This window comes from Streptomyces sp. NPDC032745 (assembly GCF_055579465.1).
Genome location: NZ_JBVING010000005.1, coordinates 196,967 through 218,726 on the forward strand (window position 1 = coordinate 196,967; position 21,760 = coordinate 218,726).

General features: G+C 75.9%; 18 protein-coding genes. 6 read left to right on the plus strand and 12 right to left on the minus strand.

Annotated features, from left to right (window positions below):
- Positions 1-87: 87 nt before the first annotated feature.
- Together ACZ5WG_RS14940 and ACZ5WG_RS14945 are read right to left on the minus strand one after the other, a co-directional pair.
- Positions 88-279, minus strand: coding sequence for a hypothetical protein (locus ACZ5WG_RS14940; RefSeq protein WP_468723274.1), 192 nt, complete (start codon positions 277-279; stop codon positions 88-90).
- Positions 280-329: 50 nt separating this feature from the next.
- Entirely contained in the window at positions 330-518 is a 189-nt protein-coding gene (locus ACZ5WG_RS14945) for a hypothetical protein (RefSeq protein ID WP_468723275.1), read from the minus strand.
- Between the two features lie 383 nt (positions 519-901).
- On the opposite strand from ACZ5WG_RS14945, the gene ACZ5WG_RS14950 reads away from it, so the two are divergent.
- The 3 genes from ACZ5WG_RS14950 to ACZ5WG_RS14960 all read left to right on the plus strand — a co-directional run bounded on the left by ACZ5WG_RS14950 (position 902) and on the right by ACZ5WG_RS14960 (position 3,420).
- Positions 902-1,090 carry a DUF6381 family protein gene (locus tag ACZ5WG_RS14950; protein WP_383513136.1) on the plus strand — a complete coding sequence of 63 codons (189 nt, stop codon included), beginning with the start codon at positions 902-904 and terminating at the stop codon, positions 1,088-1,090.
- Positions 1,091-1,190: 100 nt separating this feature from the next.
- Positions 1,191-1,700, plus strand: coding sequence for a mycothiol transferase (locus ACZ5WG_RS14955; RefSeq protein WP_468723277.1), 510 nt, complete (start codon positions 1,191-1,193; stop codon positions 1,698-1,700).
- A gap of 130 nt (positions 1,701-1,830) precedes the next feature.
- The gene (locus ACZ5WG_RS14960) at positions 1,831-3,420 is read left to right on the plus strand and encodes a carboxylesterase/lipase family protein (protein WP_468723278.1); all 1,590 of its coding nucleotides are present in this window, start codon (positions 1,831-1,833) and stop codon (positions 3,418-3,420) included.
- Between the two features lie 7 nt (positions 3,421-3,427).
- Here the strand turns inward: ACZ5WG_RS14960 and ACZ5WG_RS14965 are convergent, their stop codons facing one another.
- On the minus strand, positions 3,428-4,156 hold the full coding sequence (locus tag ACZ5WG_RS14965; protein ID WP_468723280.1) for a hypothetical protein: 729 nt from the start codon (positions 4,154-4,156) through the stop codon (positions 3,428-3,430).
- Positions 4,157-4,232: 76 nt separating this feature from the next.
- Between ACZ5WG_RS14965 and ACZ5WG_RS14970 the strand changes: the two genes are divergently transcribed.
- Complete coding sequence (locus ACZ5WG_RS14970; protein WP_468723282.1) at positions 4,233-4,757, plus strand: HAD domain-containing protein; 525 nt, start codon at positions 4,233-4,235, stop codon at positions 4,755-4,757.
- 59 nt (positions 4,758-4,816) lie between these two features.
- On the opposite strand, the gene ACZ5WG_RS14975 is transcribed toward ACZ5WG_RS14970, so the two are convergent.
- The 5 genes from ACZ5WG_RS14975 to ACZ5WG_RS14995 form a co-directional block, all read right to left on the minus strand.
- Entirely contained in the window at positions 4,817-6,712 is a 1,896-nt protein-coding gene (locus tag ACZ5WG_RS14975; RefSeq protein WP_468723284.1) for a hypothetical protein, read from the minus strand.
- A 20-nt stretch (positions 6,713-6,732) separates the two neighbouring features.
- A complete protein-coding gene (locus ACZ5WG_RS14980) occupies positions 6,733-10,614 on the minus strand; it encodes a vWA domain-containing protein (RefSeq protein ID WP_468723909.1) in 3,882 nt (1,293 codons plus the stop codon).
- Between the two features lie 8 nt (positions 10,615-10,622).
- Positions 10,623-11,786, minus strand: coding sequence for an ATP-binding protein (locus tag ACZ5WG_RS14985; protein WP_468723286.1), 1,164 nt, complete (start codon positions 11,784-11,786; stop codon positions 10,623-10,625).
- Positions 11,787-11,890: 104 nt separating this feature from the next.
- Positions 11,891-16,843 carry a DNA-binding protein gene (locus tag ACZ5WG_RS14990; protein ID WP_468723287.1) on the minus strand — a complete coding sequence of 1,651 codons (4,953 nt, stop codon included), beginning with the start codon at positions 16,841-16,843 and terminating at the stop codon, positions 11,891-11,893.
- Positions 16,840-17,709 carry a DUF4132 domain-containing protein gene (locus tag ACZ5WG_RS14995; protein WP_468723911.1) on the minus strand — a complete coding sequence of 290 codons (870 nt, stop codon included), beginning with the start codon at positions 17,707-17,709 and terminating at the stop codon, positions 16,840-16,842. The genes ACZ5WG_RS14990 and ACZ5WG_RS14995 overlap by 4 nt, the downstream gene beginning before the upstream one ends.
- A 218-nt stretch (positions 17,710-17,927) precedes the next feature.
- Between ACZ5WG_RS14995 and ACZ5WG_RS15000 the strand changes: the two genes are divergently transcribed.
- Both ACZ5WG_RS15000 and ACZ5WG_RS15005 read left to right on the plus strand, forming a co-directional pair.
- A complete protein-coding gene (locus ACZ5WG_RS15000; RefSeq protein ID WP_468723288.1) occupies positions 17,928-18,662 on the plus strand; it encodes an HNH endonuclease family protein in 735 nt (244 codons plus the stop codon).
- Positions 18,659-18,940, plus strand: a complete 282-nt coding sequence (locus ACZ5WG_RS15005; RefSeq protein ID WP_468723289.1) for a hypothetical protein — start codon at positions 18,659-18,661, stop codon at positions 18,938-18,940. Before ACZ5WG_RS15000 ends, ACZ5WG_RS15005 begins: the two co-directional genes overlap by 4 nt.
- 32 nt (positions 18,941-18,972) lie before the next feature.
- Here the strand turns inward: ACZ5WG_RS15005 and ACZ5WG_RS15010 are convergent, their stop codons facing one another.
- The 4 genes from ACZ5WG_RS15010 to ACZ5WG_RS15025 all read right to left on the minus strand — a co-directional run bounded on the left by ACZ5WG_RS15010 (position 18,973) and on the right by ACZ5WG_RS15025 (position 21,614).
- Positions 18,973-19,506 carry a GNAT family N-acetyltransferase gene (locus ACZ5WG_RS15010; RefSeq protein ID WP_468723290.1) on the minus strand — a complete coding sequence of 178 codons (534 nt, stop codon included), beginning with the start codon at positions 19,504-19,506 and terminating at the stop codon, positions 18,973-18,975.
- A 91-nt stretch (positions 19,507-19,597) separates the two neighbouring features.
- The gene (locus ACZ5WG_RS15015; RefSeq protein ID WP_468723291.1) at positions 19,598-20,134 is read right to left on the minus strand and encodes an alpha/beta hydrolase; all 537 of its coding nucleotides are present in this window, start codon (positions 20,132-20,134) and stop codon (positions 19,598-19,600) included.
- A 71-nt stretch (positions 20,135-20,205) separates the two neighbouring features.
- Positions 20,206-20,568 (minus strand): hypothetical protein, encoded by a 363-nt coding sequence (locus ACZ5WG_RS15020; protein WP_468723293.1) that lies wholly within the window; start codon positions 20,566-20,568, stop codon positions 20,206-20,208.
- Positions 20,569-20,669: 101 nt separating this feature from the next.
- Positions 20,670-21,614 (minus strand): isopenicillin N synthase family dioxygenase, encoded by a 945-nt coding sequence (locus tag ACZ5WG_RS15025; RefSeq protein WP_468723294.1) that lies wholly within the window; start codon positions 21,612-21,614, stop codon positions 20,670-20,672.
- Positions 21,615-21,760 lie beyond the last annotated feature (146 nt).

The following is a 21,760-nucleotide window of genomic DNA, read 5'->3' on the forward strand; positions in this document are numbered from 1 at the left end:
TTTTCCCCTCCTCCGCCTTCCCCCCCCCCCCCCCCCCACCCCCTCCCTCCCCCCCCCCCCCCCCCCCCCCCCGCCCCCGTCGCGCGGTCAGCCGCCGGCGCCCGCCCGGGCCTGCGGCGACCGGTTCAAGAGCGCCAGGCCGGCCAGGCCGGCGGCGCCCGCAGCGCAGAGCACCGCCGCGACCCCCGCCCAGGCCGGGGAGGCGCTCGCCGCACCGGCCCGCCACACGGCGGCGGTGTCGCGCACCGCCGGCAGGGCGCCCGGCCCCAGGCGTAGCACGGTGGCGAGGAGGGGAAGGAGGGCGGTCGGGGTCCGGGACGACAGGGCCGTCAGGTCGCCGCCCGGCAGGTGCAGGACGCCGCAGACCAGCGGTGGGCGGCCACCGGCCGGCGCAGCACGTGGCGCAGCGCCCCGGACCGGGCGGGGGCGGCCGGGCTGCCGTTCGCGGTGTGCCCGTACGGCCGCCGCCGGTACTGCTCGACGGACTCGTACGGCTCGTCGTCGTAGGGCTCGTCCACGTTTCCTCGTAGAGCGGCTCGTTCCGCTGTTCGTACCGCGCCTGCGGTGCGGCCGGGCGCGGCCCGGCGGGATCCGTGCGGCGGGCGGGCCGTCCGGTCCGCGCCGCCGAGGCGGGGTGCGCGGACCGGACGGCCGGAACGGGCTCTGCGGCCTCCCCGTTCGCCGACGCGCGGGTCCACGCATCGCACGCCGGTCAACGTGCGCCATGAGAAGCGCACGCTCAGTCACATTCAGCGGGACCCCGCTCCGCTGCGCCATTCGGGGCGGGCAAACGGGGGAGCCGGCCTCCCCGCGGTCACCGGTGCAGCCGGTTCGAGATGCGCCCGCGCGGCGCTGCTGGTTCGCTGAATCCGGCCTCCTTACCCCCCACACCCGAGGAGTGATCATGAGCGCTGGCGAAACCCAAGGCCGGGTCCGGCAACTGCGCGAGAAGGCACAGGAGCTGAGCAAGGCGGCGGAACGCTCCACCGATCCGGAAGAGCGCCGAAGGCTCCAGGAGAAGGCCCGCCGACTCCAGGAACAGAGCGAGAAGGAAGGCAAGATCGACGACCGGGGCATGGATCCCATGTAGCCCCGCGTCGCCTCACACATCGGCCGGTGGCCACGGGCACCGGCCGATGCCGTACGTCACGTCATATCGGTGGTTTCGCAAACACGTCTGGGGACGTTGGATGAAGGCTACGGAGGTACTGGCGGATGCGTACGGGCGCATCCGGGAGGTCGTGCACGACGCGGTCGAGGGGCTCTCCGCCGAGGAGTTGAACGCGCGGATCGACCCGAAGGCGAACTCGATCACCTGGCTGGTGTGGCATCTGGCCCGGGTGCAGGACGATCACGTGGCGGACGCGGCGGGCCGGGAGCAGGTCTGGACGGCACAGGACTGGTTCACCCGCTTCGCCCTGCCCATGCCCGCCGAGGCCACCGGCTTCGGGCACACCGCGACGCAGGCCGGGAAGGTCGTGGTCGAGTCGGGCGAACTGCTGCTGGGGTACTACGACGCCGTCCACGAGCAGAGCACCGCGTTCATCCGCGGACTCGCCGCCGCCGACCTGGAGCGCGTGGTCGACGAGCGCTGGGACCCGCCGGTCACCCTGGGGGTGCGGCTGGTCAGCGTCATCGCCGATGACCTCCAGCACGCCGGCCAGGCGGCCTACGTACGGGGCGCGCTGCAGCGGCGGTAGCGTCCGGAGCCGAACGCCCCCGTACATCCTGCGCGTTGACCGGATTTCCCGTCGGCGGCGGGGAATGCATGGCAGAGACGAAAGGCGGTCGCCCGTGTCCCGTGCCCGTTGCCCACGGCGTTGGAGCGCCGTGTGGAGCGCCGTGTGGTGCGCCTTCCTCCTGCTCGCCGCCGGCGCCGCACCGGCGTCCGCCGTGGCGGGCGCGCCCGCCACGGACCGACCCGTGGTGGACACCGACCGGGGTCCGGTCCGCGGCACGGCGCACGGCGCGTACCGCACCTTCGAGGGGATCCCGTTCGCGGCTCCGCCGACCGGGCCGCTGCGCTGGCGGCTCCCACAGCCCGCGGCGCGCTGGACGGGCGTACGCGACGCCGGGGCCCCGGGGGCGCGCTGCGTACAGCTGCCACCGGTGGGACCGGGCGGGCCGAGCGGCTCCGAGGACTGCCTGTACCTCAATGTCACCTCGCCGAACGCATCGCACCCGGGCGGGCAGCGGCGGCCCGTCATGGTGTGGTTCCACGGCGGCGGCTTCGTCAACGGGGCCGGGGACCTTTACCCGTCCGAGCGGCTCGCCGTCCAGGGCGATGCGGTGGTCGTCACGGTCAACTACCGGCTCGGAATCTTCGGCCTCTTCGGGCATCCGGCGCTCGGCGGTGCCCCCGACTTCGCCGTCGCCGACCAGCAGGCGGCGCTGCGCTGGGTGCGGGCCAACGCCGCGCGTTTCGGCGGCGACCCGTCCGACGTGACGCTGTTCGGCGAATCTGCGGGCGGCCTCAGCGTCTGCGCGCACCTCACCTCACCGGCCTCGGGAGGCCTGTTCCAGCGGGTGATCCTGCAGAGCGGCTCCTGCTCCACCACCATGCCGCCCCGCTCGCTGCTGCCCACCCTGGGCCGGTACGAGCCCTTCGTGCCCGAGCAGCGCACCGTCGCGGACGGGGTGTCGGCGGCTGCCGGGCTCGGCTGTGACCGGCCGGAGCCGGGCGCCGTACTGGACTGCCTGCGCGGGAGGGACGCGGCGACGCTCGCGACCCCGGAGCTGATGATGCGGTTCTCGCTCGTCTCCTACGGCAACCGCCTGCTGCCCGAGGAACCCCGGCGGGCCCTGGAGGCCGGCCGCTTCCACCGGGTGCCGGTGATCGAGGGCGCCACCCGCGACGAGATGCGGATCTTCCTGGCGCAGGGCCTGGCGGCGTTCCCCATCCCCGACGCGGGTGCCTACCGGGCCCGGGTGGAGCAGTCGTTCGGCGCGGCTGCCGTCCCGGCCGTCGAGGCGCAGTACCCGGTGACGGCGTACCCGTCGCCGGCGCTGGCCTGGGCCGCCGTACTGTCCGACGCCTCGTTCACCTGCCCGGCGCTGCGGGACGGCAGGGCGGTGGCCCGGCACGTGCCGACGTACGTGTACAGGTTCAGCGACCGGGACGCCCCGAATTTCACCGGGCTGCCGGAGGTGCCGGGCTTCCCGTACGGTGCTTCGCACGGCTTCGAACTGCCCTACCTGTTCACGATGGACGCCGCCCTGACCGCGCCGCAGCGTGAGCTGTCGGAGCGGATGACCGGCGACTGGACGGCGTTCGCCCGCACGGGCAGGCCGCCCGCCGCATGGCCGCGGTTCGGCTCCACCGGATCCGTACTGTCGTTCGCGCCGGGGCCGGGCGGGATCCACGTGGTGGACGGGCCTGCGGAGCACCACTGCGCGTTCTGGGACGTGCAGTGGCCCTGACGCCGCCTCACCAGGGCTCGGCGGTGACGACGTACGCGTCCGGCGTCCGGACGGACACCGTGCCGTGGTCCCCGTACACCTGCCGCCGCCATGACACGAACATCTGCGCCACCCGGCGGCCGTCCTCGGCGAGGCCCTTGCCGACGGATCCGGTCGTGAAGGTCACGAGCGCCTCGCCGGCGTCCCGCCCCTTGCGGACCCGGGCCTCCCTGACGGCTTGTTCGGGCAGGAAGAGGTCTGCTCTGGTGCGCCGCTCGGCGTAGTAGGCGTTGAAGTCCCGGGTCATGTCGAACCAGCCCGCACCGCCGCAGGGGCCGGCGCCGTTGGTGATGTCCCCGTCGGTGGGCGGATTCGGCGCCCCGGTGTCCTGATCGGTGGGCGGCCCCGCATACCCGTCGGTCTCCTGGTCCGTGGGCGGACCGGCGGGACTGCCCGTCTCCTGATCGGTGGGCGGCCCGGCGTAGCCACCCGTCTCCTGATCGGTCGGGGGCCCGGCGTAGCCACCCGTCTCCTGGTCCGTCGGCGGACCGGCATAGCCGCCGCCTTGCTCCTCCGTCGGCGGATCCGGCAGACCCGTGCCGCCGCCCGTCGTCCGGTCGAGGCCGCAGGTCTCCTTCGCCGGCGCGGGCGGCGCGGCGGCCTCCCCGGCATGCCTCGTTCCACAGGCCGCGAGCGCGGCGCACAGGAGCCCCGCCACCGCCGCTCTCCCGGCCATGGACACAGCTGTCCTCGTCATGGTCGTCCCCCTTTGCCCATGGAGAGGGCATCACGCCGCCCGCGGTTCCCCGTCCGGGGGCGGCTATCGTGCCGCCATGAACGGCCCCGGGCAGCGCCCTCTCCTCTTCCTCGACGTCGACGGACCGCTCATCCCGTTCGGGGCCACACCTGACGAGATGCCGGACGGCTATCCGGCCTACGGGACGCGGCCCGACGCGAACCCCCTCCTCGTCAGGCTCGATCCCGCGCTCGGACCCCGCCTGCTGGCGCTGCCGTGCGAACTGGTGTGGGCCACGACCTGGATGGACGACGCGAACGAATGGGTCGCGCCGCGGATCGGACTGCCGGATCTGCCGGTGGTGGCGTGGCCGGACCCGTACCAGGAGGAGGGCCGCCAGGAGCGGATCCACTGGAAGACCCGCGCCCTCGTCGACTGCGCCGCCGGCCGCCCGTTCGCCTGGGTCGACGACGAGATCACCGACGCCGACCGGACCTGGGTGACCGCACACCACCCGGGCCGGTCCCTGCTCCACCGCGTGGACCCCCGCTTCGGCCTCGGGCCCGCGGACTTCGCCGCACTCGCCGCATGGCTGCGCGGGCCGGCCCACACCGGACCGTGAGCAGGGACCGGGGCGGCGAAGGGCTGCACCGGCCCCGGTCCCTGCGGAGCCGAGGCCACTCAGGCCCAGGACGCGGCGACCAGGGAGCGTTCCGCCGCGGCCAGGTGGGTGGATGCGGCGAGCCAGGCCCAGGCGTAGGCGTCGGGTGAGGGGTCCGTCAGGCGGCCGAAGGAGTCGCGGGGGCGGCGGTCCGCCTCCGCGGCGAGGGCCGTGGCGAGCTCCGCCGCCGCGGTGAAGCCGGCCCGGCGCAGCGGCCCGTACGAGGTGAGCGGCTCGGCGGTGCGTGCCGCCTCGGCGACGGCGCGTCGGCCGCCCGCGACCCCGGTTTCCAGCAGTCGGCGTACCCGCCACAGCGGTGAGTCGGCCAGCAGGTCCGGGCCCTCAGCGGCAGCGGGGACGGGGGCCGCGGCCGTCCCGGGCGGGAAGTGGCTGCCCTGGAGCAGGTCGTAGCCGAGGTCGGCGCGGCCCAGCCACTCCTCGGGCAGGCGCAGGGTGTACTCCGCGCCGGGCACCGGCCCGACGGCGAGCGGCCGCAGGGTGGCGGCGCGGTCCAGGTCGGGCCGGCCCAGGACGCGGAGCACCAGCCCCGGATGGGCGGCGATGCGGCGCAGGTTGGCCGTGTGCGGGAGTTCCGGGTGGGGGTGGGCGGCGCGCAGCCGCAGCAGGGGCGCGTCCGCTCGTACCTCGCGGACCAGGAGGTCCTCGCCGGCCGCCCCGACGACGGTGACCTCGCAGCCGAGGAGGGCGGGTGCGGCTCCGTCCGGGTCGGTGTCCCGGTCGGCGAGCCGGGCGGCCACGGCCTCGGCCGCCGGGCGGGCGAAGAGCGCGGCGGCCGGCTCCTCGGTCCACGGGACTCCTCGCAGCGGGGTCGCCCGGACCCCGCGTCCGGCCCCGAGGCGGCCGTCGGCGGAGACCGTGGCCCCGGCGATACGGAGCCCCCCGCGCGCGAGGCCCGCGTGGTCGAGGGCGGCTCCGCCGAGAGCCACGGAGGCGGAGCCGGCGCCGCGGGCACGGGCGAGGCCGCCGGGGCGGACGTCGGAGACCGAGTAGCGGGCGCCGTCGGGGGCGAGCAGGTGGGTGACCACTCCCCCGTAGCCGGTGGCCGAGAGGACCGGCTCCCGGCACAGGCCGTACACCCGCAGGCTGCCGCCCGGCTGGTAGGCACGCCGTACGGCGGCGGTGAGCGCCGGGTCGGCCGTGCCGGAGGCCAGCAGTCCGGCGGTGTGCAGGAGTTCGCGGAAGGCTCCGGTGAGGTCGCCGAGCCGGTGGGCGCCGTTGCGCTCCCGGGCGGCGCGCAGGCCCCGTACGACGCGCAGGGTGGCGGCCTCGGCCCGGGGCAGCCCGGCGAGGCGCGCGGTGTGGGCGGCCCGCAGCAGCTCGGCCTGGACCACGGCGCCGCCGGCCGTGACGCCGGCCGCGAGAGCCTCGGCGGCGGCCTGCCAGAGAGCGGCGGCGGCGCCGAGCTGGGCGGCGGTGAGGGCGGCCGGGACGGGTTCGGGCGTGCTCGGCGGGGCAACGGCCGCAAGCCCCGGGGCGGTTTCGGCCGCCGCTCCGGGAACGGCAGCGGCAGCGGCAGCAGAACCCGGCTCCGAGCCGAGCTCGGGATCGGGCTCCGGCGGCGGCAGTTGCCCCGCATCTGCGAGCGGCGCCGCGCCGAGCACCGCGGCCCGGTGCAGGCAGCGCGGCGCCAGCAGGCAGGTGCAGACCGCCTGTTCGGCCGCGGTGACCGTACCGGCGGGGCCCGGCCGCAGGGTGACCAGGGCGTCCTCGCCGAAGCGGACGGTGACGCTCCCGTCATCCGCCCGGGCGGCGCCGGCGGCACAGCCCTCGATGGCGGCGTCGAGTTTCTTGCGCAGCCGGGCGGTGAGGTTCTCGACGGCTTCGGCGAGGACTTCGGGGGCGACGGGCGGCAGGAGGCGGTCGGTGTGCGACTCGGCACTCGGCTCGGTACTCAACTCAGTGCTCGTCTCGGTACTCAACGGGGTTCTCCACGGAGGCGGTCGCCCACCCAGCGGGCGAGGGCGAGCGGGCTGAGGGCGGCCACCGGCATGCCGGCCGCGACGAGCTGCCGGGCGACGGGGACCGAGTACCGGGGGGCTCCGGCGTCGTCGAGCGCGGCGCAGCCCAGCAGATGGGCTCCGGACGCGGCCAGCGCGCGGACCTCCCCGAGGAGTCCGCCGATCGGCCCGCCCTCCTCGAAGTCACTGACCACGACGACGAGGGTGCGGCTCGGCACGGTGATCAGGGACCGTGCGTGGGCCAGACCCGCTGCGATGTGCGTACCGCCGCCGACGCGGACCTCCAGGAGCAGCGAGAGCGGGTCCTCGACGCGGTCGGTGAGGTCCACGACCTGGGTGGAGAAGGCCAGGAAGTGGGTGGACAGGGTCGGTACACCGCCGAGGACGGCGGCGGTGAGCGCCGACCAGATGACCGAGGCCTCCATGGAGCCGGAGACGTCGACCACGAGGATCAGCCGCCAGTCGGCCTCGCGGCTGGCCCGGGTGCTGAACACGGGCCGTTCCGGGACGACGACCACCCGGCCGTCGCCGAGGCGGCGGGTGTGCGCGAGGTTGGCCCGCAGGGTCCGGGCCAGGTCGAGCCTGCCGCCGGGGCGGCGGGTGGGGCGCGGGGTGGCCAGGCCGGACAGCGCCGGGCGCAGCCGGGTGGCGAGCTCCTTGGCCAGCTCGTCGACCAGTCGCCTCACCAGGGGGCGCAGCCGGGCGAGTTGGGCTTCGGGCATGCCGCCGGCCAGCGACAGGACCGAGCCGAGCAGTTCCACGGAAGGGCGGACGGCCGCCGGGTCGAGCTGGCTCAGCACGTCGCTGCGGCCCGCGTCGGCCGCGTCGGCGAGCACCTCCTCGCGTACGTCGGCGCCGAAGAGCGCTTCGAGCTCCTGCGACCATTCGCGGGCCGTGGGGAACGAGGGCTCCTGTCCGCCGCCGTTGCCGCCGTGGCCCCGGCCGCCTTCGAGGTCGCCGGCGCCTTCGCCGCGGCCGTTGCCGTACAGCTCGTCGAGGGCGTGGGCGTAGCGGCGGGCGCCCGCGGGGAGCCGGTCGCGCTGGCGGCCGAGCAGCAGGCGCCAGCGGTCGGCGGGGGCCAGCCGGTGCTCTGCGCGCAGGGGTGCGGGTACGGGCGGTACGGGCACCTGCGGATCGGGGCCGGGTTCGGGAGCCGGGGTGTCCCCGGCCGGCAGCGGAAGGGCCTTGAGGGCCGCGGCGCCGGCGGCGTCGGCGGCGGCCCAGAGGGCGAGCAGGGCGGGCGGCGCGTCGAGGGACAGGTCGAGGCGGTCGCCGAGGCGCTCGGTGACGGTGTCCAGCAGCCGGTCGCGGGCGGCCGGGGCCAGTACGTCGAAGCCGCCGCGCAGGGCCGGGAGCCGGTCCAGGAACTCCTGGTCGGCGAGGCCGTCGATCCGGTCGAGGACCGGGGTCAGGGCGGCCGCGGAGGAGTCGAGCAGTGGTCCGGCGGCGGCCAGGACGCCGCCGAGGCGGCGGGCCAGGGCGCGCCGGCCGTCGGGGGCGGCGGCGCCGTCGATCCATCCGGCGGCCCGGTCGCCGAGACCGGCGGCCGGATCGAGATCGAGGAGGACCCGTACGGCCAGTGCCGCGCCCTGCATCAACGGGGATGCGGTGGCGGTCAGTTCCGCCAGAGCGGTGTCCATCCGCAGGCCCAGGTGCAGGGTGGCGGCCCGGTCGGCGAGGGCCACGAGGGCGCGCGCGTCGGCGTGGTCCTCGCTGCCGGCGAGGCCGGGCAGGGACCGTACGGCGGCTTCGAGCAGCCGGCCGGTGAGCGCGGCCGCGGCGGTGCGGGAGCCGTCGGAGGTACCGGGGAAGTGCCCGCGGGCGAGCCCCTCCAGGAGATCCAGCGACTCGAGGAGTTCGGGCAGGGTCGCGGTCTGCGGAAGGACCTCGGCAGCCTCGTCCAGCCGTACGTCGACCAGTTCCGGCAGATCGCACCGCGCGGCGGCGGCCAGCCCGCCGAGGATCTGGGCCGGGGTCGGACCGCCGTCGGCGGCGGCCCGGCGGGCGGTGTCGCGCAGCGTCCCGGCGGCGGCCTGGGCGGCGGTGACGCCACGGACGCCGGCCAGGTCGAGGCGGGCCGGGACGGAAGGCGTCCAGGTCAGCCGCCACTTGGTGCCGAGGGCGGTGCCGTCGCCGGTCGCGGCCACGTCGAGGGGCTCCCCGTACGAGGCCCCGCAGACGGCCAGTCGCTGGAGCAGGACCTCGCGGCGCCGGTCGAGCGGGGAGCGGAGCGGGTCGAGGCGGACCTCGCGGGAGGCGGGCTCCCCGGGGCCCGGCAGCCGCAGCTCCGCCAGCTCGGCCTCGACGGAGGGGCCGAGTCCGGAGCGCGGGGCGTGCGGGGTGATCCGGCCACGGGCGGTGCCGACGAAAACGGCCTCCAGTGCGCGGGCCAGCGCCCGGCCCCGGCCCAGGGGTTCGCCCTGGCCGAGCACGGTGGTGACGGCCTCGAGGAGTTCGCCGCGGCCGGGGGCGGGGAGCCCGCGCAGGACGGCCAGGTCGCAGGCGAGCCGCAGCGTCTCGGCGGCCTCGCCGGTCCCGGCGGTGTGCCCGGCACGGCGCAGCTCGCGGCAGATGCCGGTGACGGCGACGGAGGCGGCGTCCCGCAGCCGCTCCGGATGCCCACCGGCCTCGAGCACGGCCTGCTGCCAGAGCGGATCCCGGATCCCGGCGGGGTACCCGGAGCGGGAGTCGAGCAGATCGAAGGAGTACGGCACGAACGAGGTGACGGCCCCCTCGCCCGCATCCGCCCCGGGCACGAGGGCCGACCCGGCGGCCGCTCCACGGACGGCCGCGGCCGAGTCGAGCACCGAGCCCGCCGCGGGAGGGCTGACGACGGCCTGCCCCCCGCGCGCGGAAGCGGCGCCTGTCCGGGGACCGGGTACCGGCACCTCGTCCGCTGCCGTGGCACTGTTCCCCGTCCCGGGAGCATGGTCCGACGCTGCGGCGGCCGCGGGTTCCCTGCCCGGCGTCCGGCCCGTGCCGGCGGCGTCCGCCCCGGCGTCCGGCCGGTCTGCGTCGACGGCCGCCGAAGCTGCGTCCGCGGCGGCTGCAGCCGGCTCCGGGGCGCCCGCGTCACCCTCCGGGGCCGGGTCGGCGACCAGCAGGGCCGGGGCGTGGAAGGCGCCGATCAGGGCGGCGACCTTCCGGCCCCCCGAGGCGGCGGCGTCGATGACGCTGCGCATGTGGGCCTCGCGGGCCAGGTCGGTCGCGGGGACGGGGCCGTCCTGGCGCAGGGCCCAGCCGACGCCGAGGGCGGCCCGCCGGACGGCTTCCGGGGTGCAACCGGGGGCCAGCACCTCCACGGCCCGGTCCCACAGGTCGTCACCGTCGCGGCCGGTACCGGACGCGGTCAGCGCGTCCGCGAACAACCGCCGGCGGCCGTGCGCCGGCTCCTCGGACGCGTCCGGGTCCCGGGGGCGCAGGGTCCAGCCGGGATCGGTCAGGGGGAGGTCGCAGCAGCGGACCTCCGCGCCGCGCGCACGCGCCCAGCGGATCGCGGCCAGCTCCGGGGAGAAGTCCGCGAACGGGTAGAACGCCAGCCCGCCGTCCCGGCCCGTGCCGGCCAGGGCGACGGGGGCCGTGGTCTCCGGGTCCGCCAAGTGCTCCAGCCACGGCTGGAAGTCGGTCGGCAGCTCGACGCACACCACCTCCGCCTCCGAGGCGTCCAGCAGCGCCGGGACCACCGCCGCCAGCGCGGGGCTGTGGTGGCGCACACCCAGCAGGTACGGCGCACGGGACGCGGCGAGCGCGCCCACGGCGTCCCGCGGGTCGGCATCTGCGGTGGCCCCCGTGCCCGAGTCGGCGGGGACGGCGGACTCCCCGGGCCGGGCGCCCGGCATCGGCGCCGTCATCGGAGGTTTCCGCGGAGGTCCCAGAGGCGGCGCCACATCGCCGAGCCGTCTTCCGCGCGGCGGCGGACGGGGCCGTCCCAGTAGCCCAGCAGGCGGCCGTGGTCGGCCGGGTCGTCCTTGCGTACTACGCCGAGCAGGTGGCCCGGCAGCAGGTCCAGTACGTCACCGCCCGGCAGGTACGCCGCGGCGACGCCCAGCGAGGCAGCCACCTGGACGGCCTCGGCGGTGGACATGACCGTACCGGGGCGTTCCACGTCCCAGCCCTCCGCCGAGCGCCCGGAGCGCAGGTCCCGGAAGACCGTGACCAGCGCGTCCAGGACCGCGTCGTCCACGGCGAACGCCGCGCCCGCCCGCTGCACCGCGGCCACCGCCTGGCGCCGGATCAGCGTGGCTTCGGCGTCCGCGTCCGCGATCGGCGCGACCGTCTCGAAGTTGAAGCGCCGCTTGAGGGCGGCGGACATCTCGGAGACCCCGCGGTCCCGCAGGTTGGCGGTGGCGATGACCGTGAACCCGGGGGCCGCGGAGACCACCGCGTCCTCGGTGGCGGTCAGTTCGGGCACGCTAACCCGCCGGTCGGACAGGATCGACACCAGCGCGTCCTGCACCTCCGGCAGGCAGCGGGTGATCTCCTCGACGCGTACCACCCGCCCGGTCCGCATCGCGGAGAGCACCGGCGAGTCGACGAGCGCCTGGGAGGTGGGGCCCTGGGCGAGCAGGAGGGCGTAGTTCCAGCCGTAGCGGAAGGCGTCCTCCGTCGTGCCGGCGGTGCCCTGCACGGTCAGCGCACTGGTACCGCAGACGGCGGCGGCCAGCAGCTCGGAGAGCATCGACTTCGCGGTGCCGGGCTCGCCGGTGAGGAGCAGGCCGCGTTCGCCGGCGAGGGTGACGACGCAGCGCTCCACCAGGGCCCGTTCGCCGACGAACTTCGGGGCGATGGCCAGCTTGGCCGGGAGCCCGGCGCGGCGGCGTCCCGGCAGGGCCAGTTCCACGCCCTCGCTGCCGCACACGAAGGTGACGACGGCGCGCGGGGTGAGCGCCCAGCCGGGCGGGCGGGGGCCGGCGTCCTGGGCGGCGAGGAAAGCGAGTTCGGCGGCGTACCGCTCCTCGGCGGGCAGGGCCTGTCGGGTGGCGGCCGGGGCGGCTGTCTCGGTCACGGTCATGAGGTGTGTCGTGCCCTTCGGGGTATGTGCGGAGTCAGTGGGATGTGTGCGCGGGGGCCGGGCGGCGCACTGCGCCGCCGCCCGGCCGGCTCACCGGTCGGCCGTCAGCGGCGGCGCGTGCGGGTGCGCTTGACCTTCAGCGCCTCGAAGCGCGGTACGTCGCCCTCGCGGACCCGCTGCCAGGCCCGCCGGTAGAGGTCCGCGGCCGGCTCGTCCGGGACCAGCACGCCCAGCACCGGCCGCCCGCCGGGGGCCAGCCCGTACATCGGGAGCTTCCACTGCTCCACCGGCAGCACCGGCGAGGACATCTCCGCCCAGCCGCCGGGCAGGAACAGCGAGCGCCCCGCCCGGGTCCGGGAGGCCGTCACCACCAGCTCGGTGGCGGCCAGTTCGGCGCGGGCGGCCTTCAGCCGGGCCGGCTTCCAGCCCGTCCAGCGGGCCACGTTGCGGTCGGTGGGGTCGGGCATGGCGAGCAGCGCCAGGTACACGGCGGCCGCGTCCGCGCCCAGGCCGTGGGCCTCGCAGACCTCCGCCACCAGCTCGGGCACCGAGCGGCTCGGGTCCTGCGGCCACCACGTGCCGTCCTTGTCGACGGCGCCGGTCCCGGCCGCCGGGGCGCCCGGGTCGGCGAGGAGTGCGGCGAAGCGCGGATCGTGGGCGGCCCGCAGCGCCGTCTCCGCCGACGACGGCTGCTGGTCGTCGCCGCGCAGCGCCGGCAGGTACGGGTCGGAGCCGGTGGAGTCGAGCAGGGCCGTCCGCAGTGCGGGCTTGGGCCGGTCGTCCTGGGTGGCCATGACCACCGCGCCGTACCGCTCGTAGCCCTCGCCCGTCTCGGTCGGCGTGCCCGCCGCCTTCCGGAAGTCGGGAAGGCTGGTGTAGTACCCGACTTCGAGCAGCAGCTCGGGCGCCGCGAGCCGCTGTCGTACGGCCGTGAGTGCGGGCGGCAGGGCGGAGCGCAGGGGGTCTCCGGCGGGCAGCCGGTGGGCCATCCAGGCCGCCATGGCGAGCGCACCGGTCAGGACGGCCGAGGTGAAGGGCTCGGTGGCCGGTTCGCGGGGTTCGACGTGGTCGCCCTTGACCTCCCAGGCGACGTCGACGCCGAGCGGCCGGGACGTCTCGGCCCCGAGAATCGCGGGCAGGGCCCGGTGCGTGGTCCAGGTGCTCCTCACGGTGCGAGTGGCCTCGGCGAGCAGCCATTCGGGCACTGGAGTGCGGCGGCCCACGCGCCGGTTCCACTCCTGCGCGGCGGCGGCGACGTCAGGGCCGTCGGTCCACAGCCGTGCCGGGTCGGCGGGCAGCAGCGCGGCGACGACCGCACGCCGGACCTCTGCGTCGAGGGCCTTGAGCTCGGTACGGGCGTGCTTCGCGTCGGCCGCCTTGACGCCCAGGGCGGTGCGAAGGTCGGCCGGAAGGAAGTGGTGCTCGTAGCTGTCGATGTTCGGAAGGCCGGCCAGCAGCAGCCGCGCCAGGGTGCCGGACACGCCGGTGAGGCGGGCGAACTCGTCGGCGGCCTCGGGGAAGAACGGCGCTTGGCCGCGGTCGGCGGCCTCGGCGAGGAAGGCCGTCAGCCAGCCGGGGCCGCGCTCCCGGTCACCGAGCGGGGCCTCGCCGCGCACGGCGTAGGGGCCGGGCACGGCGAAGCAGCCGGCGGGGTCGTACAGCAGCGCCCCGAACTCGCATCCGTCGGGGACCGATGCGTAGTGCTCGCTGAAGCCGAGGACGGATCCGCCGCCGAGCGGGAGCAGGCTGCGGTATGAGATGTTCCGCTCGACGCCGTCGGGAGTGCGCAGATGGCGCTGGTCGAGGTGGACCAGGACCCGGCGCCAGCGGTCGGCGGAGCCCTCGGCCGAGGCCAGCCCGAGCTCGTCCACCTGGCCGAGCACGGTGCACAGCGCGGCCCGCTGCTCGTCGGTGGTCCCGACGGCGACGGCGCGGTACGCGACGGCGGCCGGCTCGTCCAGCAGCCGCGTGAACGGGAGGGCCGAGTACGGCAGTGCGGGCAGGTCGAAGTGGAGTCGGCCGGGGACCGCCTCGGCGCCGGTGTCGGCGGCCGCGTCGGCCAGCCCGCGCAGGTAGCGGTGGGCGGCGTCGGTCTGGGCGCCCCAGCGGTAGTACCCGGTGCCGACGAGCCCGTGCAGCGCGTCGGCGATCAGTTCGTCGGTGGGGCCTGCCGGCCGCCGATCGGCCACGGCACCGGTGTCGGGGTCCAGCCGGGCGGCGACCTCGTCCAGCGACTTCTGCTGGACGAGGGCGAAGCGGAGGACCTCGATGATGCCGCCGACCAGCTTCGGGGCGGTGACCTGCGGCAGCGCGGCGCTCACCACCTCGGGCAGGTCGGTGACCGCCTCGGCCGCGGCGGCCGCCTCGAGCAGGGCGCCGATCGTGGCCCGGTCCGCCGCGCGCAGGGCGGCCGAGGCTTCGGGGTCGCGCGGGCGCAGCGCGTACCAGAAGGCCAGCGGCGGGAGGTCCACGCTGCCGGTGGCGAAGGCGGCGTTGCGGTAGTCGCTACGCGACTGGGCGGTGACCACCCCGTCCGGGTCGCTGATGCTCAGCTCGCGCCAGCGGTGCGTCAGGGCGCGGGGCCGCTCGTCGCCGGGGAAGGCGAGCGCGGCGACGGGCATCTCGCCGCCCTCGGGCACGCTGACGGTGCGTCCGCCGGTGTCGCAGCCCTCCCATCCCCGGCCGGGGAGGCGTACGGTGCGCCAGCCGAGCAGGCCGTCCACGGGTGCGCCGAGGACCGAGCCCTCGACCGTGGGCGCGGGCCGCAGCCAGGCGGAGTGGGCGGGCACGGTGGCGTCTGCGGGGTGCGCGCGCAGGGCGTCGGCGAGGAAGCCGGGCTGCGAGAGCCGCCCGAGGGCGCCGTCCGAGGGGTCGTACTCGCGCCAGCCGCCGTCGTTGTCCTGGTCGCGGCGCTGCCACAGCCAGTACGAGGTCCCGTCGTGCAGCAGGGGCTGCTCGCTCGGCAGCCTGGTGTCTCCCGCGTGCAGGACGCCGCCGCCGGTGGTGCGGCCGCCGCCGGGCAGGGGCAGGCTGATGTCGTCGGAGCGCAGGTTCCAGTGGTTGCCGGAGTGGTCCAGGGTGAACACGGTGCCGGGCGCGGTGTGCCAGTAGCCCTCGATGCCCCCGCCGCCCCAGTGGGAGGACCAGAAGACGAGCAGTTCGCCGTCGACGTAGTGGAATCCGTACCGGTGCGAGTTGCCGCTCGGCGCGCGCAGGTCGTGGGTGAGAACGGTGGAGTCGGCGTCGATGACGCGGACCTGGGTGGAGTTGGCGACGATCAGGTACGGCCAGGCCTCGACGACCGTCAGCGCGTTCCCGCCCTGGGCGGGCTTCAGCTCGGCGATCGCGGACTCCCAGGCGGGCCAGGACAGTTCCTCGAAGAGGCCGGCGCGCAGGGTACGGGCGAGGGTCTCGCCGAGGTCGGCGGCGGCCGCGGCGGCCACCTCCTCGCGGGCGAGTTCGAGGGCCTCTGCGGGCAGCCAGGTCAGCCGGCGGATGGCCTCGGGCAGGCCGGGCAGACCGGCGGCGGTGGAGGCACCGGCCACATCGCGCATCCACTCGGTGAGCATGGGGCGGCCGCCGGGCGAGGCGGCGAGCAGCCGCATGACGTTCACCGAGTCGGCGTCACCGCCGAGGCCGTACGCGGCGCGCCGGAAGGCGGGGCGGAAGCGCGGGTCGGCGGCGATGGCGAGGAGGTCCCGGCGCCCGTCGGAGCCGGCCCAGTCGGTCAGGTTCAGCTGGTCGTGGCGCCGGTGGGACCTGGAGTCGGTCTCGGGGTCGGTGACCGGGATGTCCAGGGAGAGCAGCAGGTCCAGCAGGTCGGCGTCCTCGACGCCCACCTTCAGGCCTGCTTCGCGGCCGGGTTCGGCGAGCTCGGTGCGCAGCCGGTCGGCGGCCCGGGTGACGAGGTCGAGCAGGGCGGGCAGCGTGGGGCGCGAGCCCCAGCCGGTGTGGCGGGCGGCGTGGAAGCGTTCGAGCCAGCCGGCGGCGCCGTCGGAGCAGCGCTGCTCGGCGGGCAGTTCGTCCGCGATCAGGCCGGCGGTGGCGCCGGATTCCTCGAGCAGGCCCAGCCAGAGGGCGGAGAGTTCGCCGTCGCCGCCGGGCGGCATCAGACCGAGCAGGGTGCCCCGTACGGCCGGCACCCGGCGGGCGAGCGCGACCAGGGCCGTGCGGTGGGCCTTCCACCAGCCGAACGCGGCGCGCAGGGTCGCGGGCAGCGGCAGCAGCTCGGCGAGGTAGTCCTGCTCGGCCTCGGTGCCGGTCAGGCCGGCGGCCCGGGCGAGGCGGCGCAGCTCGGTCGCGGCCTGTGCGGAGGGCGGCAGTCCGCCCGCGGTGCGGCGTACGCACAGGCGGCGGAAGCGCTCGTGGGCCTCGGCGGGGCTGACGCGGCCGGACAGTTCCTTGGCGTAGCCGGTGAGCACCTTCACCGGGAGGGCGCCGACCAGGGCGAATTCGAGGAACACGCCGTCGAGGCGGTCCTCGTCGACGGCGAGGCCGTGCTGGGCCTCGCTGGTCCGGGCGCGGCCGAACAGCTGGGCGGCGTAGGTGGTGTTCTCGACGGCGAGGAAGACGCGGGCGGCCTGCTCGTAGAAGACGGGCAGGAAGTGCGGGACGGCGGCGGCGAGCCGGCCGGCCAGTTCGTGGCAGGCGTCGAGGGCGGCCTTGGGCTTGGTCTTGGCCTGGCGGGCGAGCCGGTCGAGTTCGGGGACGACGGCGAGGGCGTGGTGGCCGTCCTCCGGGTGGTGCACGAGGACCCATTCGGGGAAGCCGAGGGCCTGGCGCTGGCCGAGACCGACCACGGGCGGCTCGCCCGCGTCGAGTACGAGTCCCAGGAACCCGGCGGCCAGGTCCTCGGCCGGACCGAGTTCGGCGGCGGCCAGCCGGACGACGACGCGGTCGTCTGCGAGGGCGGGGTGGCGGTAGGTGCGCGCGGTCAGGTCGACGGCGGAGGGTCCTGCGCCCCCGGTGCCGCTCGGCAGCACGGCGCCCGCCTTGAGCAGCAGTTCGGCGTCGGCCGCGGTGTCGGTTGCCTTGGTGGTGCCGGTGGTGGTGCTCATCGCGCGTCCCCGCCCTCTTCGATCTTGCGCCCGGCGTACAGCGCCGCGGCCATCCGCATTCCCTCGGACCAGGCGACCGGTCCGACCTCCGTCAGGCGCACCGCCCGGCCGTTCTCGTCGTGCCAGCTCAGGGCGCCGGTGCTCGTCTCGTCCTCGTAGTACGGCTCGCCGATCCAGACCGCCGCTTCCGTACCCCCGCCCGTGTCGCGGACCTTGCAGGTCGCGTAGCCGCCGGAGACCCGGTAGCCGAGGCCCGTCGCCCGGGCGGCCAGGCCGAACCTGCTCGCGAAGACCCCGCCCGCGTAGTCCCGTACCTCGGTGGCGGTGGCCGCCAGCCCCTCCGGCTTCTGCCACGTCGGCCGGTGGATCTGCTCGACGCGCTGGACGATGCCGAGTTCGGCCGCGAAGTCCCGTACGTCGTCCAGGTCGGGCAGCAGCACCGGGTGCGGCAGCGTCACCGTGCGCGGGGAGAGCCGTACGGTCTCGCCGTCGAGGTTGACCACCTTCAGCTCGCCGGAGGCGGTGGCGTCCCGCAGGAAGCCCACCTCGTCCGGGTCCTCGCCGACGACGGCCATGTCGCGCAGCGCGTTCTGCCAGGCCTCGTCCGGCCAGACCTGCGCGAGCAGCGCCGTCGGCACGGGCAGCGAGGACACCATCCAGGTGTCCACCTGGGCGATGCAGGCGGCCTCGTGCCGGTCCAGCCATTCGGCGAGCCGGCGCAGCCGGTCCACCTCGGGGTGGTCGCGCAGTGCCTTGGGCAGCGTCTTCAACTGCCGTCCCGCCGTGCGGCCGGTGGCGGACCGCGCCGCCACCTTCCCTTCCACCAGGGCGATCTCGTACCCCTCGCCCGCCGCCAGCCATGCCATCAGTACGTGCCCCTCCGCCTGCCCGATCCGGATGCGCGCAGCGTCGACCAGGGGCAAAAGACCCCCTGAGCTGCGGTATGCGGGGAGACTAGCGAGAGCCACTGACAACGCCCCACGAGGGGGCCCTGCTCGACGTCGGCGTGGGCGCTGCCGGTTGAATGTCCGGTTCTGGGTAGTCTTTCCCGGACAGGGTGCGGAGCCGGCTCGGGGTGGGGTTCATGGGACGTCAGATACGTGTACGCGGTGCGGTCCTGGCGGCGTCGGTGCTGCTGGCCGTGGCCGGGTGCTCGGGAACCGGCACGACGGGCAAGGACGCGAAGCCCTCGGCGCCGCCGGCCTCGGCGGGCACGTCGCCGTCCGCGCCGGGGGCGGGCGATGCCAAACCGGCCGCCGGGGACGTGCTGCCCGGCATGGTCACCGTCCAGGTGGCCCGGACCCAGCTCGCCGCGCTGAAGGTCGCGCCGCCCGGCACCATGGCCGGCTACAGCCGGGCCAAGTTCACGCACTGGGCCGAGCAGGGCAACAAGTGCGACACCCGCGAGGTCGTCCTCAAGCGCGACGGCAAGGACGTCACCCAGGACTCCGAGTGCAAGGCGGTCTCCGGCACCTGGAAGAGCCTGTACGACGGGATGGTGGTCACCGAGGCGTCGAAGATGGACATCGACCACATCGTGCCGCTCGCCGAGGGCTGGCGTTCGGGTGCGGCCGGCTGGGACGCCGCGCAGCGCAAGGCCTTCGCGAACGACCTGACCCACCCTCAGCTGCTGTCGGTGACCGCGGCCACGAACCGGTCGAAGGGCGACCAGAGCCCGGACCTGTGGCAGCCGCCGGACAAGTCGAGCTGGTGCCAGTACGGGCGGGCCTGGACCACCGTGAAATCGACGTACGGCCTGACCGTGACGGAAGCGGAGAAGAAGATGCTCGGGGCGATGCTGGACAGCTGCGCGGCATGACCGGACGGCAGCAGTGGTACGACGGGGTCCTGGCCGGGCCCGGCGGGGCGATGACCGACGAGGTCGGTGTCATCACGGGCCCGCTGACCGTGCGGACGACGGCGGTGGCGGGCGGCCGGGTCCGGATCGAGATCCAGTACACGGACGCGGAGGAGTGGTACACCCTGACCGGAAGCCCGGTCCCCCACCACGGCGACCCGGCCGCCGTCCACGCCGCCACGCTCGCCGCGGTCCGCGCGGGCCACGCGGCCGAGGCCCCGGGCACGGCCCCAGCCTGACCCGGGCCCCGGGCCGGGGACGGAGCCGCTGGTCAGCCCTCGTACTCCGACAGGTCGATGCTGTGGAGCTGGAGCAGGTGGCCGTGCTCCGGGTCCGTCGTGTCGAGGTCCAGCACCATGCCTAGCTTGCGGATCACGTTCTCGGACTCCTCGTGGCCCGACCGGTTCACCGCGATCACCCGGTCGAGGCCGCGGTCCTGGAGGGCGAACTCCAGGGTGGCCTGCGCGGCCTCGGAGGCGTAGCCCTGGCCCCAGTACTGCCGGCCGAGCCGCCAGCTGACCGCCACGAAGTCCCGCGCCTCCGCCGGGGACTGCGCCACGGAGAGGCCGACCGCCCCGATCAGCTCCCCGGAAGCCAGCAGTTCGACGGCGAAGAGGCCGAAGCCCTCCTCGTCCCACTCGTCCTCCCAGCGCTCGATCTCCTCGGCGGTCTGCTCCAGGTCGAGGGTGGAGCCGTCGCCGATCCAGCGCATCACGTCCGGGTCGGCGTTGATCTCCGACAGGGGGACGAGGTCGTCGTCGGTCCAGCGGCGGAGGAGGAGTCGGGGGGTACGGATCTCGGTCATGCCCCCATCCTGCCGAACACCGCCGACCAGCGGTAATCGGGTCGGCCCGGGCGGGCGGCACGCACCCGGTCAGCACCCCCCGTGGCCCGGGTCACGGATTGTGGAAGCGGACCTCCGGCGCCTCGGGGCCCGGGCCGTCGAGCAGCGGCTGCGGCACGCCCTTCAGGTGCAGGTCGAAGAAGGCGCCGACGTAGCGCCGGGTCAGGTCGGCCGAACGGGCACCGGGCAGCGGCGACAGCGGGGGCAGCCCCAGCTGGTCGCTCATGGTCGGCCAGTCCGTGAAGGTGAAGTGGTTCGAGTCGTCGAGGGTGATCCAGCGCTTCCAGCCGTCGAGCCGCTTCCAGTTGGGGTCCCAGGCCGCCTCTCCGGTTCCTGTCTGGCCCGGGCGGGAAGCCAGCGCGCCGAGCAGCATGAAGGGCCGGCCGCCGAGCCCGTCCGCAGGCACGGGCGAGAACACCCCGCCGTCCATGTCGATCCCGGCTCGGATCCGCGGGTCGGTCGCCATGGCGGCGACCGCCGCCGAGCCGCCGATGGAGTGCCCGGCCATCGCGATCCGGCTCTGGTCGATCAGGCCGGCGTTGCGCCAGGCCGGGTGGCGGCCGGTGAGCCGGTCCAGCAGGAAGGACACGTCTCGGGCGCGGTTGTCGGTGACCTGCTTGGCGCCCGCCTCGCTGTCGGCCTTCCCGCAGGCCAGGCAGGTCAGGACACGCCCGCCGGGGAAGGCCGTCCCGGAGGTCTCGGCCGGGCCTCCTCGTGCGTGAGCCAGGGGCGGACCGGACCGCCGGTGCCGCGGTGGGCCGGGTAGCGCATGGTCACCATCAGCTCGCGCGGGCCGGACCCCGCCCAGGGGTCGGTGCGGCTGCGGTCCACCAGGTGCAGCGTCTCCTGGCCGACCGCGAACTTCCCGGTGGGGCGCGGGAGTTCCGGCAGCACCACACGGGTGTCCGCGGCGGCCGACGCGGTCGCCGGCTCGGCGGCCGCGGCCGTGCCCGCGGCGGCGAGCGGCAGTGGCAGGAGGAGGGCGAGTAAGGCGAGGGATGCAGCGGTTCGGCGTCGATTCATGACGCCGAACCTATGCGGACGCCCCTGCTTGATCGTCACCTCGCAGGAGGACGGGGCCTCCCCCTACCGGAGGGCGCCGCCTCCCCCTCCGGTAGGAGTCGTCAGGACACGGTGATCGCGTCCAGCTTGCCCCGCAGGTACGTGTGGGAGTCCACGGGGTCGTGCACCACCCGGCCGACCGGTGCGGGGAGGGACTCGACCCGGGTGTGCGGGTCGCATTCGTAGAAGTAGACCAGCGAGACGAGCTCCTCGGCCGGTGCGTCGGCGGGCGGCGGCAGCACCCGGTGGCGGCCCGCGCGCCAGCGGTCCCCGGTCCAGCGGGCCATCAGGTCGCCGATGTTCACCGTCAGCGCGGCCGGGTCGTACGGGGCGTCCTGCCAGCCGTCGGCGTCGGTGTGGATCTGGAGCCCGCCCGAGCCCGGCTCGCGGTCGAGGACCGTGACCGTCCCGAAGTCCGTGTGCGCGCCGATGCGGAACTGGCCGGGCAGGGGTTCGCCGAGCACCTCGGTGCCCGGGTACCAGTTGAGGTTGAACCCCCAGGTGGGGTGGCCGGTGTGGCGGGTGAAATGGTCGGCGGCGAGGCCGAGTGCGGTGGCGAGGAGCTCCAGCAGCTCGTCGGACAGGGCCCGCATCCGGGCGATGTACTCGACGGCCAGCGGCTGCAGCGCGGGCACCTCGGCCGGCCAGGCGTTCGGGCGGAACCACTCGGCGTCCACGGACGGGTCCCCGGTGGGCTCGTCCGCCGCGCAGGACCAGGACTCCTTGAGGTCGGGCGGCGAGGCCGCCCCCTCCGCGTAGCTGTTGGCCTCGGCGCCCGGGCCGAGCCAGCCGCGGCCGCCGACCGCGACCGCGTACGGCTCCTTCGCCTTCGCCGGCAGCCGGAAGAACTCCTTGGCGGCCTCCCGGATCCGCGCGGGCAGCTCCGGGTCCACGCCGTGCCCGGTGATCAGCAGGAACCCGGCGGCCTGGAGGGCCTCGTCGACGCGGGCGGCGATCCGCTCCCGGGCCCCGGGCTCGCCGGACCGCCACGGCCCGAGGTCGATCACCGGCACCTGGGAACGGGCGGAGGCGGAGGACGGCGGGGAACTCGAAGAACCCGCCGCACTCGGAGAACTCGGCGCGCCAGGTGAACTCGGTGGATTGGTTGAACTCGCCATCGGGGCCTGCCTTCCGAGCCGGTGTCGGGCGTCCG

Bases quoted from the DNA above. Each gene is read 5' to 3' on its own strand.
- ACZ5WG_RS14955 (WP_468723277.1), top strand. From the start codon at position 1,191: ATGAAGGCTACGGAGGTACTGGCGGATGCGTACGGGCGCATCCGGGAG.
- ACZ5WG_RS14965 (WP_468723280.1), bottom strand. From the start codon at position 4,156: ATGACGAGGACAGCTGTGTCCATGGCCGGGAGAGCGGCGGTGGCGGGG.
- ACZ5WG_RS14970 (WP_468723282.1), top strand. From the start codon at position 4,233: ATGAACGGCCCCGGGCAGCGCCCTCTCCTCTTCCTCGACGTCGACGGA.
- ACZ5WG_RS14980 (WP_468723909.1), bottom strand. From the start codon at position 10,614: ATGCCGGGCGCCCGGCCCGGGGAGTCCGCCGTCCCCGCCGACTCGGGC.
- ACZ5WG_RS14985 (WP_468723286.1), bottom strand. From the start codon at position 11,786: ATGACCGTGACCGAGACAGCCGCCCCGGCCGCCACCCGACAGGCCCTG.
- ACZ5WG_RS14990 (WP_468723287.1), bottom strand. From the start codon at position 16,843: ATGAGCACCACCACCGGCACCACCAAGGCAACCGACACCGCGGCCGAC.
- ACZ5WG_RS14995 (WP_468723911.1), bottom strand. From the start codon at position 17,709: ATGGCATGGCTGGCGGCGGGCGAGGGGTACGAGATCGCCCTGGTGGAA.
- ACZ5WG_RS15000 (WP_468723288.1), top strand. From the start codon at position 17,928: ATGGGACGTCAGATACGTGTACGCGGTGCGGTCCTGGCGGCGTCGGTG.
- ACZ5WG_RS15005 (WP_468723289.1), top strand. From the start codon at position 18,659: ATGACCGGACGGCAGCAGTGGTACGACGGGGTCCTGGCCGGGCCCGGC.
- ACZ5WG_RS15010 (WP_468723290.1), bottom strand. From the start codon at position 19,506: ATGACCGAGATCCGTACCCCCCGACTCCTCCTCCGCCGCTGGACCGAC.
- ACZ5WG_RS15020 (WP_468723293.1), bottom strand. From the start codon at position 20,568: ATGAATCGACGCCGAACCGCTGCATCCCTCGCCTTACTCGCCCTCCTC.